General features: G+C 33.4%; 10 protein-coding genes, 1 pseudogene and 1 riboswitch. Of the genes and pseudogenes, 8 read left to right on the top strand and 3 right to left on the bottom strand.

Annotated features, from left to right (window positions below; genetic code table 11):
* Positions 1-52 precede the first annotated feature (52 nt).
* From KNQ04_RS07340 to KNQ04_RS07325, 4 genes are all read left to right on the top strand, one after another.
* Complete coding sequence (locus tag KNQ04_RS07340; protein ID WP_214848778.1) at positions 53-1957, top strand: hypothetical protein; 1905 nt, start codon at positions 53-55, stop codon at positions 1955-1957.
* 127 nt (positions 1958-2084) lie between these two features.
* The gene (locus KNQ04_RS07335; RefSeq protein ID WP_214848776.1) at positions 2085-3110 is read left to right on the top strand and encodes an HNH endonuclease; all 1026 of its coding nucleotides are present in this window, start codon (positions 2085-2087) and stop codon (positions 3108-3110) included.
* A 143-nt stretch (positions 3111-3253) separates the two neighbouring features.
* Positions 3254-3841: a recombinase family protein gene (locus KNQ04_RS07330; RefSeq protein WP_214848768.1), complete on the top strand. Its 588-nt coding sequence runs from the start codon at positions 3254-3256 to the stop codon at positions 3839-3841.
* Positions 3842-4142: 301 nt separating this feature from the next.
* Positions 4143-5321, top strand: coding sequence for an ATP-binding protein (locus KNQ04_RS07325; RefSeq protein ID WP_214848766.1), 1179 nt, complete (start codon positions 4143-4145; stop codon positions 5319-5321).
* Between the two features lie 112 nt (positions 5322-5433).
* Here the strand turns inward: KNQ04_RS07325 and KNQ04_RS07320 are convergent, their stop codons facing one another.
* Positions 5434-7359 carry a hypothetical protein gene (locus tag KNQ04_RS07320; RefSeq protein ID WP_483299242.1) on the bottom strand — a complete coding sequence of 642 codons (1926 nt, stop codon included), beginning with the start codon at positions 7357-7359 and terminating at the stop codon, positions 5434-5436.
* A gap of 66 nt (positions 7360-7425) precedes the next feature.
* Between KNQ04_RS07320 and KNQ04_RS15825 the strand changes: the two genes are divergently transcribed.
* Positions 7426-8928 (top strand): HNH endonuclease, encoded by a 1503-nt coding sequence (locus tag KNQ04_RS15825; protein WP_214848761.1) that lies wholly within the window; start codon positions 7426-7428, stop codon positions 8926-8928.
* A gap of 151 nt (positions 8929-9079) precedes the next feature.
* Here the strand turns inward: KNQ04_RS15825 and KNQ04_RS07310 are convergent, their stop codons facing one another.
* Both KNQ04_RS07310 and KNQ04_RS07305 read right to left on the bottom strand, forming a co-directional pair.
* Entirely contained in the window at positions 9080-9625 is a 546-nt protein-coding gene (locus tag KNQ04_RS07310; RefSeq protein WP_214848743.1) for a hypothetical protein, read from the bottom strand.
* A 54-nt stretch (positions 9626-9679) separates the two neighbouring features.
* Positions 9680-10570, bottom strand: a complete 891-nt coding sequence (locus KNQ04_RS07305; protein ID WP_214848740.1) for a hypothetical protein — start codon at positions 10568-10570, stop codon at positions 9680-9682.
* 210 nt (positions 10571-10780) lie between these two features.
* Here KNQ04_RS07305 and KNQ04_RS15745 point away from each other — a divergent pair.
* The 3 genes and pseudogenes from KNQ04_RS15745 to KNQ04_RS07290 form a co-directional block, all read left to right on the top strand.
* Positions 10781-10867, top strand: a pseudogene (locus tag KNQ04_RS15745) (GMP synthase (glutamine-hydrolyzing)); the annotation flags it as partial.
* A 159-nt stretch (positions 10868-11026) separates the two neighbouring features.
* Positions 11027-11128, top strand: a riboswitch (purine riboswitch).
* An 88-nt stretch (positions 11129-11216) separates the two neighbouring features.
* Positions 11217-12569 carry an NCS2 family permease gene (locus KNQ04_RS07295; RefSeq protein WP_251136932.1) on the top strand — a complete coding sequence of 451 codons (1353 nt, stop codon included), beginning with the start codon at positions 11217-11219 and terminating at the stop codon, positions 12567-12569.
* Positions 12570-12661: 92 nt separating this feature from the next.
* Positions 12662-13573 (top strand): proline dehydrogenase family protein, encoded by a 912-nt coding sequence (locus tag KNQ04_RS07290; protein WP_214848737.1) that lies wholly within the window; start codon positions 12662-12664, stop codon positions 13571-13573.
* Positions 13574-13903 lie beyond the last annotated feature (330 nt).

Genomic DNA, 13903 nt, shown 5'->3' with positions numbered 1-13903 from the left:
GAGAGCAAAAAATGAAGCGAAAAAAGATTATCGAAAGAGGTAGAATGAATTTATGGAATTAATGCTAGATACATATGAATACTCATCCAAGCCCAAGGGTGGAGAAATTGGTAAGTTGAATAACAGATTGATAAAGAATGATGTGAATATTTCTGTTGAGGATCTAGCTAGGGAGCTAGAGGCAGGTAAAACATTTGCACCTGCTTGTTTTCGAAACGTAAATGGTCAGGTGAAACGTAGTAAAGAACATTGGTATTCTCAACAAGTGATTGGTCTTGACTTTGACAATGGAATGAAATTGAAAGACGCAATTAATGAATTTAAAGATAGTGCTGCTTTCATTTACACAACATTTTCTCATACAAACGAAGCAAACAAGTTTAGAGTAATATTTATTTTAAATGAACCTTCGTTTAATTATTTCGAAGTAGAGTGCTTGTTAGAAAGACTGTTAAAAAAATATCCTATGGCTGACAATGCATGTAAAGATTGCATACGACTGTTTTACGGTGGAAAACAACAATTTAAATTAAACTATGAAAATAGAATAACAGTGAATGATTACATAGAAAAAGAAGTAAGGGTTTTTGGCAAGACAGATGATAGTGAATATATATATATCTTGCCAAAAACCTGCAAAACACTAAAAACAAAGAGACGTATGAAACATTTTGAAGCGAAGGACAAATCTAATACATCCGTTAGCAATGTTCAACTCATTAAACAAAGAGATAGCAAAACTTTAAATAGAATTTTGAGAAGTACACTTGTAAACAAAAATGTGAACACTAAAAAAGAACTTTTAAATTATTTGAAACAACAAAATTTGCGAGCTTTTTTAGGTGTTTTAGAAAAAGGAAACTTTTTAGATGTTCTTCATAAAGAAAGTGAACCCAGTGCGAGCATATTTAAATCAGATGCTTCTAATGGTCACTGGCTATACAAATGTTTTTCTAAAGATATGCCTTTTAAAGGGAGTATTATTGAAGTGACAATGAAGCTGGCAGGCGTATCAGAAAAAGAAGCATTATTATTTTTAAGTAAAGTATATAACGTTGAAATAACCGAAAACGATGTTCAGATGAGACATAGGTTAAAAATAGAAGGGTTTCAGAGTTTATTAAAATCAGAAGAATTAAAACATAGGTACCCTAACTTTTATCAGATTTTTGCTCCGCATAATAGAATCGATAATGTTGTAACCTTACTTGATTTAGTGAAGTTGCATTTACCCAAATATGAAAACGAAAAAATCTTTTTTAATTACTCTGTTGATACACTTTCTAAAATTTTTAGTAATAGTCGCAGTGTTGCGGGTAATAAAATGAATATGTTTAGTCTCTTTTCTCTTATAAGAAAAATTCCAAGACATGAAGTACCAACTGAACTGTTAGAAAAACAAATAAGAAGACAGAAAGAAAAAAAGTACAAGTATATTAACTCTACATATGAATTAAATTTATCAGATGACTATGAATGTTTTTTTGAAGAGCTTGAACGACGAAGCAAGATATGGAAAAAAAATAAAATGACTTCGAAAGCTGTAAACTATGAAGGTATCTTAAAAAACTTTGGTATTGAAGAAGCTAATAAAGTTTTTCCACAAGATAAAAATAAAGAAATACCTTTACTCAACGAAAATGTGACGTCGTACATAGTAAAAGTTACTTTAGAGAAAATAAATGAATTAGGTTGGGTAACTGAAAAAGAAATTTTAGAGAATGTAAAGTTATCTTTTCAAGGACAAAAAAGCTTTAAAGAAAGGCAATTAAAAAATTCTTTAGGGGAAATGATGGAAGGATATGATTTAAACAGTGTTAGGTTAAATAAAAAGTTAAAAGAATCATTTGGAATTGAAGGTAAAGGATATGGTTACATAATATGTAAAAGAAGCACGTTAGATAAAATCAACGAAACGACACCAATAAGTAATACGAATTTTAAAATTCTGGATTAACTTTAGGTGAAACACAAAGATTAACTCGAGATTTAACCAAACATAAAGTTAATCGAGAATTTTAACATAAAAAAAAGATCATAGTTAAATCTGTGATCTTTTTTATCTTTTTTTAGGGGGTTATAGGATGGAAGGAAATTATATTTTGATTGCATCAAAAAAACAAAGTGTAGTGCATTTTTTGACTGAAAATTTTAAACTTAGTTCAGGTTCTGGAAATTTTAGTAGTAGAACAGAGGCTACGAACATAATAGATAAAAACCATAACGAGAGGTATAAACATTTACGTTGGAGAGAAAATCCAGCAATTTGGATAAGGATTTTAAGCATAGATGATAAAAGAGGAATGGGATTTGCGATTCATATAAAGTGTAAAGTTGATCCGTGGGTAGTAGGCAATTCAAATAGTAGTGAAGAGTATTATAAAAAATGGAGTTTTCCATCTAATCATAACGGATATCACTTTAGAGTAGCGCATGGAAACGAGTTAATATTTTCAATCGTAGGAAAACAAGTGGAAAAATTTGATCCATCAGAAACGTATTTTTTAGAATATCTAAATCATACGTTTAATTTATTTCAAGAAAATCTGAAATTATCGCTTTTAAATAAAAAAACAAACAAAATAAGTGAAACTCGATTAAAAAGCGAAAAGAATATAGAAGTTATAGCTGAGGAAAAAGAAGATTTTAACTTTCAAAGTGAAATACAAAAAGAAGTTTTAAATATTAAGTATAATTTTAATGAGGTAGTATACGAGCCGAAGCCTAAAAAATCTAAGAAAAAAAGTACTGTATCAGCTTATGGAAGGGATACATCGGTTTCTGCAAGATCTTTATTATTGGCTAATTACAAATGTGAAATAAATAGTAATCACGAAACATTTACATCTTATTTGTATAAAGAAAACTACATGGAAGCACATCATCTTATTCCTATGAGTTTTAGTGAAGACTTCGAAATGAGTTTAGACGTAGAAGCAAATATAGTATCTTTATGTCCAAACTGTCATCGGAAAATACACCATGGTCTAAATCATGATATTTTAGAATTACTTGATATTCTTTATAATAATAGAAAAGATTTATTAGCTTCTTGCGAATTAAAAATAAGCTTTAATAAATTAAGTATTTACTATATGAAATACCGATAGGCTACACCTAAACGGTAACGAATACTAGAAAATAGAAACCCTTTAATACCAAGGGTTTTATTCGTACTGTTCTTTACCGTTTGACTGTTACCGTTAATAATAAGTAAAATTAAACTATAACTGCTACCTTGGAGGTTAATATTGTGAGAACTATTGGATATATCAGAGTAAGTAGTGAAGGTCAGAACATTTCAAGACAAAAGAAGTCTTTGAGTGATAACGGATGTACAGAATTTTATATTGAAAAAATTAGCGGTGCTTCAATGGAACGTCCAAAACTAAATGAAATGTTAGATAGTCTTAATACAGGTGATGTAGTAATCGTGCATGAAATAAGTCGATTGTCCCGCTCTACTAAAGATCTTCTAACCATAGTGGAAATAATGAAGGTCAAGGGAGCGAAACTTAAATCTATTACAGATAGCTGGCTAGATTTGTCCGATGATAATCCGATGAGTGAATTATTGTTCACGATTTTTTCGGGTTTGGCTCAATTTGAGAGGGAAATGATCAAGCAGCGTCAAAAAGAAGGGATAGAGATAGCTAAAAGTGAAGGTAAGTACAGAGGTAAAAAAACAAAATTAATTGAGGGTGGAAAAGAAGAACAGAGAATGAAGGCTATCATTGCTGCCTATAAGCAAGGCAAATCAATCAACGATATTCGGATGACGTTTAGAGTAGGAACAGGTACGATCTATAGATTGCTTGAGAGAGAAGGGTTAAAGGAATAAAGCTTACTAGATTAGTACTCTGGTTTAAGAGGGGGTACTTTTGACCAATTATTTTACTTTAAGTATAAATATATGGAGTAGCACTCTCATCCCCACACTCTTTGTTTAAATCTCGTTCACGTGCGCAAAGTACTTAGAATCCGCTCTATAGAGATGAATTTAACTGGAATACTGCGTGTGCTCGTGAGCAGAAATTAGAGGATAAAATTAAAGTTTTATTATGTGATTTTAATTGTTAGTATAAAAAGCAATATATTAGCGATCTTTTTATAATAAATAAAAAGACTCAGGGGGAAATACATTGGATAACATTGAACGACTTATAAGATACGAACGAGAAGGTTCAAAACTTGATTTTAAACAAGAGCAATATCATAGAATGAAATATCCAGAATTAATAAAAGATATAATGTCGATGGCGAATGTACCAAGTGAAGGGAAGCGGTATATAGTTATTGGTGTGAAAGATCATCTTGACGGAACAAAAGAATTTTTTTCTATTCCAAGTGAAGAAATAGTAGACCAAGCAACTTTTCAACAAATAATAAGAGAAAATATAGAGCCGACTATCGATTTCTCTTATTATCCTTTTGAATTTGATGGGAATCTTTTGGGTGTTATTGAAATAGATAATTGTATAAATGCTCCGTATATGATGAAGAAAGACTATGGAAACTTAAAAAAAGGGGATTGCTTTATTAGAAATGGGAGCCAACAAAGTCGTATGATACGAAGAGATTATGATGAAATAGAGCGATTTAAATTGGATAATTTCTTAGGCGATAAAATTGAAATTGGCTTTGATAAAGATTTTGATTCAAGACTTAGAATAGAGGGTGTTAGGAATGCAAAGTTCCCTTCGGAAGAAGTGAAAGCAGAAATCGAATCTATTTTAAGTAAAAGAACGAATCCTGAATCTACTACCCGTAACAAAACGTTTGGAGGAATATCAAGTGGGTTCCCTAACATTTACTCTCCTTTTCGAAATATTCCTTATGAAGAAAGAAGTACGGAAGATCTAAAAAAATATTTAGAAAATATAGAGGAAAAATATCTCCAACATGACTGGTATTATATGGGCGAGGAAAAAGCTGAAAAGATAAATCTCACAGTGGTAAATAGGGGGAACAAATACTTAGAAGACGTTTTGATAATGCTTGAAATTCCTATTGATTCTGGTGATGTTATGGAAGAGTTGATTGATAAACCAAAACCAAATGAAGTAATTTCAATTGCTGCGAACCCTTTTAATTCTGCGAAACTCTACTATCCACATGTTGAAAAAAAATCAGATGTCTATACTGTTCAACAAAATATTGGTTCTTTGAAACATCAATTACCTATGGAAGTTTTTAATGAAGACTTGAGAGTTTTCTTTGGCGAGAATGTAATAGGGAAGAGCTTTAAATGGTCATATACTATTTATGCAAAAAATCTTTCTAATCCAATCAATGGTGAGTTGATAATAGATATTGTTTAAGACAAATAAAGTATGTAGCAATCTTTTTTAATTAATAAGGTTTTTGGCAGGACAGATGATAGTGAATATATATATGTCTTGCCAAAAAACCTACGTCAAAGCGCATATGTCCTTACTCTTCGAATTGGATATTAAAGAAGTCCTTTTCAGAAAGTTTCTTTTCTAGTAATTGTCGTTTGTATTTTTCTTTAATGAAATGATTTTGTAAATCGAAGTCACCGCTTGAATACACAGATACAATTGTTTGGAAAAGAGATATGGCATAACCCCCTGCAAATTCAACGAGATAAGGTACAATATTTTTGGCTACGTAACCATTGTGAACAATTTGATTTCTTGATTTATATATATAATCAATAGTTAAATCAACTTCTTTTTTCTTATCTTGAATTTGAGTTAAAGCTACTTTATTACTTTTATAAAAATCAATCGTATCTTCAATCATATCTAACAATTGTATGTCTTTTATACCAAAAGGAAGCTCATTCATTCTTTCGTAAAACGGGATAATAGATACTGAAGATTCCTCGTGATGATTTCTATTTAAGCCCACTTGATCGAGAAAATCATTGGGTATCTCATTTTTATTTGTGCTGTGAAAAAAAGGATTAAGATAAAAGTCTATTGAGTGGTAAAGTCTCTTGATTGGCATGAATTGCTCATTTATCAAATATATGTTCGATATCGCTTCTTTAATGAAACTAAAAGTATTCTCATTTGTTTTTTTTGAAATAGTTGAAAGAGTTTCGATACAAATCCAATAGTTTAATAGTTTATTTTCGTCTGATTCCATTCTCGATTTTGCTATTAGCTCTATCACACTTAAGATAGAGTTCATTTCTACATACATATCGCGCTTTTTAAGGGAGTTAATAATAGTTGAAAAATCTTCGAGGTCAGTTAATTTTTCAGGGTCGCAATAAATGGGAAAGTCTCTACTATACTTTTTCATCGATTCTTTATTGTTATTTGAAAAATTAAGCGCTGTCAAACTATGATTTTTATCCATTCTATGCACAAAATACTGACCATCTGAAAAAATGATATGTTGTTTATTGTCAAAGTTGTAATTAATAATATCTATCAATTCCGAAAATTTTTCTTTTGCAATTTTTGTTGCCAAGTTATCAGTAGTTGCATTTATCTTTATAAAAGCATTACATCTACTTTTGTATACTGTATTTTCTTCTCGAGTGATTGATGAATAGTTTGTCGAGCTAAATGATTCATCGAAAGCATAATCCTTAAAGATGAGATTTCTATCAGGATCATATAATGAAAACTCTAAAACTTTATTTACTTCTAGTTTAGTAAGAGGAGCTATCATTCCCCAAACAGGAAATACATATAAGTATTCATAGTTTTTAGGGGTCAGATTCTCTTGAAATATTTTCAAACGACTTTCTATGTCTAGATTATCAATGTATTCTTTTGATTCGCTCAATGACAATCTTTCTGGTACATATTTAAACAAAATTAGTATTTCTTCCCCGTCTTCTTCAATATATGTTTTGAATAGATCGTTAATAAAATTCTTTATGTCTTGGATTTGAGTACCAGAAGTGATTAAATCGATAATAATATCTTTGGTAAGCTTTGTGATTTTAATCCTATCTTGTTTGCTAAAGTTTTTATTCTTAATAATTGTTAATAATTCTTCAAACAATAGGTTTGAGAAAACTTCTTTAGCGATTCTTTTTGATAACTCTTTAGCTACTACGTGAGTTCCTTCGTTGTCTTTTTCTTCTAGCTTTCCTTTCAAGATAAGCAGCTCGTTTCGATAAACTTTTAAATGTTTTTCCTTTAAAAATCGCTCGATTAAGTGTATATATACTTTTCTGTTATTATCACTTTCAAATTTATTTAATGTATATTCGTTAATTATGTCCAACAAAACAATGCGAATATTGATTATTTCAATACCGAAAGTTCCTCGTTCTATGTCGTCTGCGATAGAATCCCATATGTTGATCCAATACTGTAACGCGTCACTATACAGTGGATCATCTTTAAATGACTTTAAATTCAAAGAAAGCACCTCACTAATAATTTTATAAATTGGATATAATAACTATACATTACTATAAAGATGAGGAGTGAAATTGTGAAAGTATGGGTTCTTTCTAATAGATTTATCGAGTTTGGATATTTAAGTAAAAATAAAGAAATTGATTTATCGGTTGTTAAAGAAAAGAACAATGAGTCTTTAGAGGTAGAGGATGAGTTATTCATATGCGGTGCATATGATAAAGCAAAAAATAGTTTTGGAATACTTGCTAGAGCTAAAGTGATTTCTATTTTAAAAAATAAAAAGAGCGTTAAAATAAAAATTCTTGAAACTGATCTTGAACAAAAAATTAAAATAAGAGATTTTAATGAGAAGAAATATTTATATGATCTAATCTCATCGAACTTAGAAAATAAATTATTATATTTACTTTCTGAGAACGACGGTAGTTATTTACGAAGATTTTGGTATGCACACTACAATATTTCGAAAGAAGAGTTGAATACTCGTTTTTCTTTAGTTGATTCTATAGAAGATATTGATAAAAACATGAATCGATTTGATACAGATATACAGAAATACGATCAATTGAGAAAAAGTCTTTCGAGATTTCAAAAGTGGTATTACATTCATGAGAATAATTTAATAGCACCGAGCAAATTTATAGGCTATAAAGACATGAATGGTATTTTGTTTGGTGATAAAGATGCTATTACTCAGACAGATGGTGGGGATACTGAACATCGTCTGTCGCGATGGTTTATTCCCTATGAGAACATAAATCTTGAAAATTACATTAGGGAATACTTTGGAACGTCACTTCGAAAAACATTTAAGATGAAAGTTCTTGAAAGTGAGATAAAAATCATTGAAAAAGAGTTTGGTAAAGCTGCAAATTCTATAAATCTGCCATTACTTAAACCTAACAATAGAGATAGGGAGTTTAAAAAATACTCTGATGAACTTAAAGGGCAAGTTTTATATGAACATTTAATAAATTCTAAAACACATAGATGGCTAGATAAAAATATACTAAGGATTACAAGTGGAAACACAAAAGGGAGAAATTCAGCAAACATTCTTTATTATTTAGGTATGAAAGCAGAGTATAGAGGGATTTTTAAAGGGAAAAGTATTAACGAGGTTATTAACATCTTAGAAAACGACGATCAAGATTATTCAGTTTCTATAAAGTTATTGAAATTATCTAAAGATGAAGAATTGAGTAAAGTTATTGATTTAGATATTGAAGCGGAAAAAGTAGAAGAAGGTTATGGTATTGAAGGTAGTTCTCGAGAATATTATGGAAAACGTTATGAGCGAAACGCTAGAAACAGAATGCTTGCTATTCAAGAACATGGTTTAAGTTGTAAAGTGTGTAATTTTAATTTTGAGATGATGTATGGAGAGCATGGAAAAGACTTCATTGAAATCCATCATATTAAACCTTTAAGCACGTTAAGTAAAGCGATAAAAGTAAATCCTAAAACAGACTTAGTACCATTATGCTCTAATTGTCATAGAATGATTCATAGAAGAAAGAATGAAGTATTAACTATAGAAGAACTATCTAAGAAATTAAAAATGAATAAAAGTTGAACTTATTAATTAAAATGTAGTGAAATCATATTATATTTTTTTCATTGAATAACCGTCTTTAACTTACGTTTCTTCTTAAATTAAAGACGGTTATTAGTAGTGATAATTAATATAAATATTTAAAACTGAAGATAAATACTAAAATTTTTTCTTAATTTCCATAATGCTTTAACTTTTTTTCGAAGTAAGTAAATACAAAATCATCAGCCAATTTGTATGCTTCTACTATATAATTAAACTCTTTTTCATTAAATCTACTTAAGGAAGAATCGATTTGTGTGTTTTGTAGCATATAAAACATTTGATAGATTTTTATTACAGTTAAAGTTTCGACTGTAGTTATCTCCATGAGTTTAAGTTTTACTTGTTCAAATTCATGTGATTCATATTTAAAACCAGTCATTACACTTTTATGAGATTGACTACCGTATCCTTCGATAAGAGATGGTTCCAGCCAAAGGATCTTTTCTAAATTATCATTAATTTCATTTATTAAAAATGTTTCGATTATATTTTTAGTAAGCACCCTTTTTTCTTCTTTAGCATCTTTAGCTAGTTGTTCATTTTTTTTATCATTTATCTTATTCTGTTCGTCTTGTTTCTTTAACTGTATTCTAGTTGCCCATATCGATGCGCCTCCACCAATCCCAGCACCTAACAAAGCGAACAATCCATTTAATAGTACTTCACTGTTCATAGAAATAATTTTTCTCCTTTATCTAATTTAAATTTACTTAGCTTTTTTATCATATTAAATAACTGCAACAGTCCTTAAGTAATCAACTTCTTTTAAGTAGGTATTGCATGTGAATGGGATTTCGATTAAAGGTATTTTGTTGATCTTCGCATATTCACGTTTTAATTCATCATTTTTAATTTGAATTTTGTGTTGAGATACGCCACCAAATTCAAAAACGGGTGTATAATGTTGTTCTCCTTGGCATTCAATTAGATATTTTAGACTTTTATCTGAATTGAGGATTGCAAAATCGTAACGTAATAAATTTTTGTTCCCTATCCCGTATAAATCTTGAAATGAAACTTCAACTTTGTAAGGTACGTTATATTCTGTTAGGATTTTTAAAGTTCGCCATTGAAATGAAGAAATTATATGGCAGTCACAGAAAGCGTCGCAATAGTATCCCTCTTCCGCTCTTCGTCCATACCTATCGTTTTTTATTTCAAAATCTGAGGATTTAAATTCAAATTCTTTGTTACAAAGGTGACATCGACAACGATAAAGTTTATAAAGTCTTACCTGTCCTCCGTCTTTCCTTCTTTTGTCATGTACAATGATTTCGCCTTCAAAGTTTTCATCTATGCATTCTAAGATATCTAATGATTCATGTGTACTATAAGAATAGTCATTATCATAATTTTTACCTTTAACTCTAGGATATGATTGTATTCTTTTGTTATCACGCTCTACTTTTAAAGAACAAGTCTGATTTCTTTTGAAACCGTAACAGTCACGCCACTTTTTTCTCGTCAAGCGTTCTTCACTAAGATTAAATATGTTGCCGCATTTACATCGACATTCATATTTAATAACTTCTTTATTATCAGCAGCTATGTATTTATCGTGAGCTTGTATAGTGAAGCAACCGTAAGAAGTTCCAATAGATAATAATGATTTGCTCATTTATTGTAGTACCTCCTTTTTACATTGTGTTCAATAAGTAATTATATCCCATAAAAGTGATATAGAGTTAATCGGTTTTGGGATTTGTATGATGATGAATTGCTTTTCATGGAAGTGACCTGATACTATTGAAGTACAGAAATAACATGAATAATTGGAGTCCGTATATATAGAAACTTAATGGTTTTATTGTTAAAAGGTAGGTTTACCAACATTTTCGTCAACGAAGTTCAGAACGTCAACCGCGTCCTGTACGATGTGACGTCGAAACCACCTTCAACGATTGAGTGGGAATGATTTTACGACTCTTCTTCCTGAGAAATTAGGAAGAAGAGTTTTTTGTAACGCTTTCAAAACCGAACGTTCGGATAAAATAAGACATTAAATTTCGTTTTTATGGTTGACCGTGCATTTAGACCGTGCTACGATGTGTCTGTTCTTATTTTAAATCATCTACTAAAAAACAAAAAATAATGCCGTATAATTCTGGGGATATGGCCCGGAAGTCTCTACAGGAACACCTTAAAGGTTCCTACTACGGCGTGCACTGATTTTCCGGTGTGCGCTTAAAGAAACGGCTTTTACCGCTTAGGTAACTGCCGTTTTTTTCGTTTCTTGAGACGGCTTATTTGGAAAGAAGGCAACCATGAGCACACAGATGAAACCGCAACAACCAAAACAAAAGGAGAACGCGATCGCGCGTTACTTCGACTTCAATGGACTCGGTACGAACATGCGGACAGAGTTCATCGCAGGTATGACAACGTTTTTTGCGATGGCGTACATCTTATTCGTTAACCCGAATACGTTAGCGGACGCAGGAATGGATGCCGGAGCAGTCTTCGGAGCAACCGCACTCGTCGCAATCATCGGTTCGGTCACGATGGGCTTACTCGCGAATTATCCGATCGCTCTCGCACCCGGTATGGGACTGAACGCGTTCTTTGCCTACAGTGTCGTCATCGGCATGGGGATCCCGTGGGAAACGGCATTATCCGGTGTCCTCGTATCCGGACTTGTCTTCATGGTACTGACGGCATCAGGGATTCGTGAAACAATCATCAATGCGATTCCAGAACCACTTAAAATGGCAGTTGCTGCCGGTATCGGTTTATTCATTGCCTTCATCGGTCTGAAAACAGGCGGAATCGTCGTCGCAAACGAAGCGACACTCGTCTCACTTGGTAACTTGGGTCAAGGCACGACATTGCTTGCCGTGTTCGGTTTAGTCGTTTCAGCAATCTTAATGACACGCGGAATCAAAGGCGCCATCTTCTTCGGAATGATTTTGACAGCAATCGCGGGAATGATTTTCGGATTGATTCCTGTTCCGTCAAGCCTTGGTGAAATCGTTTCAGCTCCACCGAGTATCGCACCGACATTCGGACAAGCTTTCCTTCACTTCAATGAAATCTTTACTGTCCAGATGGCAGTCGTCATCTTAACGTTCTTCTTCGTTGATTTCTTCGATACAGCGGGAACGCTCGTCGCCGTCGCGAACCAAGCAGGATTAATTAAAGAAAATAAAGTCCCGCGTGCAGGACGCGCCTTGATTGCCGACTCAACAGCAACAGTTGCCGGTTCAATCCTTGGAACATCAACAACGGTTTCATACATTGAATCAAGTGCAGGTGTCGCAGCAGGTGGTCGTTCAGGAATGACGGCAATCGTAACCGGCTTATTCTTCGGACTTGCCTTGTTCTTCTCACCACTTCTCGCCGTGATTACGGCACCGGTCACAGCACCGGCACTCATCATCGTCGGTGTGTTGATGGCATCCTCACTTCTCCAAATCGATTGGAAGAAGTTCGAGTACGCAGTTCCGGCATTCTTGACAGTCATCATGATGCCACTTACGTATTCGATCGCAACGGGAATCGCGTTCGGGTTCTTATTCTACCCAATCACGATGATCGCAAAAGGACGTGCAAAGGAAGTTCATCCAATCATGTACGCCATGTCACTCGGTTTCTTGGCATACTTCATCTGGTTACACTAAGTTTTCGTATCAAGCTGACGTCTTTCTTCTATATAGAAGAAAGGCGTTTTTTTCATGGAGAGAAGGGAATCAACAAACAGGAGGTGATGAACGTGCTTAAAAACCTAACAGGTCCGATATTTGAACGACTGGCTGTCGATAAACGCCTCATTCGTGTAGCACGAGCGATTGGTTTACCTTTAGGTGGAACGTTTTTTGTTGGTGGGCAACGGACGGAAGAAACCATCGACACAGTTCGAACGTTTAATGAAGATGGACGGGCGGTAACGGTCGATTGTTTGGGTGAATTCATTGAATCGGAACGCGATGCGGCAGCGATCGCTGATGAATGCATTAAAGTCATCCATCGAATTTCAGAGGAGGGACTGAATGGTCAAGTCTCGCTGAAACTCACATCAGTCGGATTACGTCTCGATCCGCGGATCGCGGTTACACAAATGACCCGAATTTTAGAAACGGCAGAACAGTTTGGGATGCGTGTGACAGTTAATATGGAAGAAGAGGCCGTTTGTGAGACGATCATCCAAGTCTTTGAACAGTTGCGACAGCGGTTCTCAAATGTCGGGATTGCCTTGCAAGCCAATTTATACCGGACACGTTTTGATCTCGAACGCTTGCAATCCACCGTTCGTGTCGTCAAGGGAGCGTATACCGGTCCGGAAGATATTTATATTGAACGAAAAGAAACCGTGGACGCGACCTATTTACAACTGGTTAAACACAACCTGTTGCAAGGATGTTATACGCAGGTGGCGACACATGACGAAGACATGATCCAAGAAATCATTCGTTTTGTACATCAACAGGGGATCGGATTCGATCAATTCGAGTTCCAGATGCTGCAAGGGATGCGGCCGAATCGTCAAAAGGAATTAGTCGATGAGGGATATCGGGTGGTCATCTATGTGCCGCATGGTGTCGATTGGTACACGTATCTGATGAAACGTTTGGCGGAACGACCGGCAAACATTGTCTTTACCGCAATCAGTATGTTAAGACTTTAAAGGCTTTACAAAGGGTTTTTGAATCCTTTGTAAAGTTTTTTTAAAATAATGCTTGTGTTTGTCGAATTTTGTTGTTATATTAATAAATGTTCCAGCGAGACGCCTTTTATAAACGGTTTGTTGGGGCTGAAAAATTTTTTTCAAAAACATGGTTGACATAATCAAAACAACCTGTTAATCTATTAAAGTTGCTAACACGACACGACGAACTTTGAAAACTGAACGATGAGGCAAAAAACGTATCTTCGGATACAAACAATGAATGAAGCGCAAGCTTCGTCAACGTGACTTTTAGTCACAAAAACGAGCAAGTCAAACACTTTATGGAGA

It is taken from the genome of Exiguobacterium sp. s193 (genome assembly GCF_018618755.1).
GTDB lineage: Bacteria > Bacillota > Bacilli > Exiguobacteriales > Exiguobacteriaceae > Exiguobacterium_A.
The sequence above is the reverse complement of the archived record's forward strand: the minus strand, read 5'-3'. Positions and strand labels throughout refer to the sequence as shown.

What these genes read in the sequence shown, in the direction of transcription:
- KNQ04_RS07340 (WP_214848778.1), top strand. Translation starts at nt 53, where the DNA reads ATGGAATTAATGCTAGATACATATGAATACTCATCCAAGCCCAAGGGT.
- KNQ04_RS07335 (WP_214848776.1), top strand. Translation starts at nt 2,085, where the DNA reads ATGGAAGGAAATTATATTTTGATTGCATCAAAAAAACAAAGTGTAGTG.
- KNQ04_RS07310 (WP_214848743.1), bottom strand. Translation starts at nt 9,625, where the DNA reads ATGAACAGTGAAGTACTATTAAATGGATTGTTCGCTTTGTTAGGTGCT.
- KNQ04_RS07305 (WP_214848740.1), bottom strand. Translation starts at nt 10,570, where the DNA reads ATGAGCAAATCATTATTATCTATTGGAACTTCTTACGGTTGCTTCACT.
- KNQ04_RS07295 (WP_251136932.1), top strand. Translation starts at nt 11,217, where the DNA reads ATGAGCACACAGATGAAACCGCAACAACCAAAACAAAAGGAGAACGCG.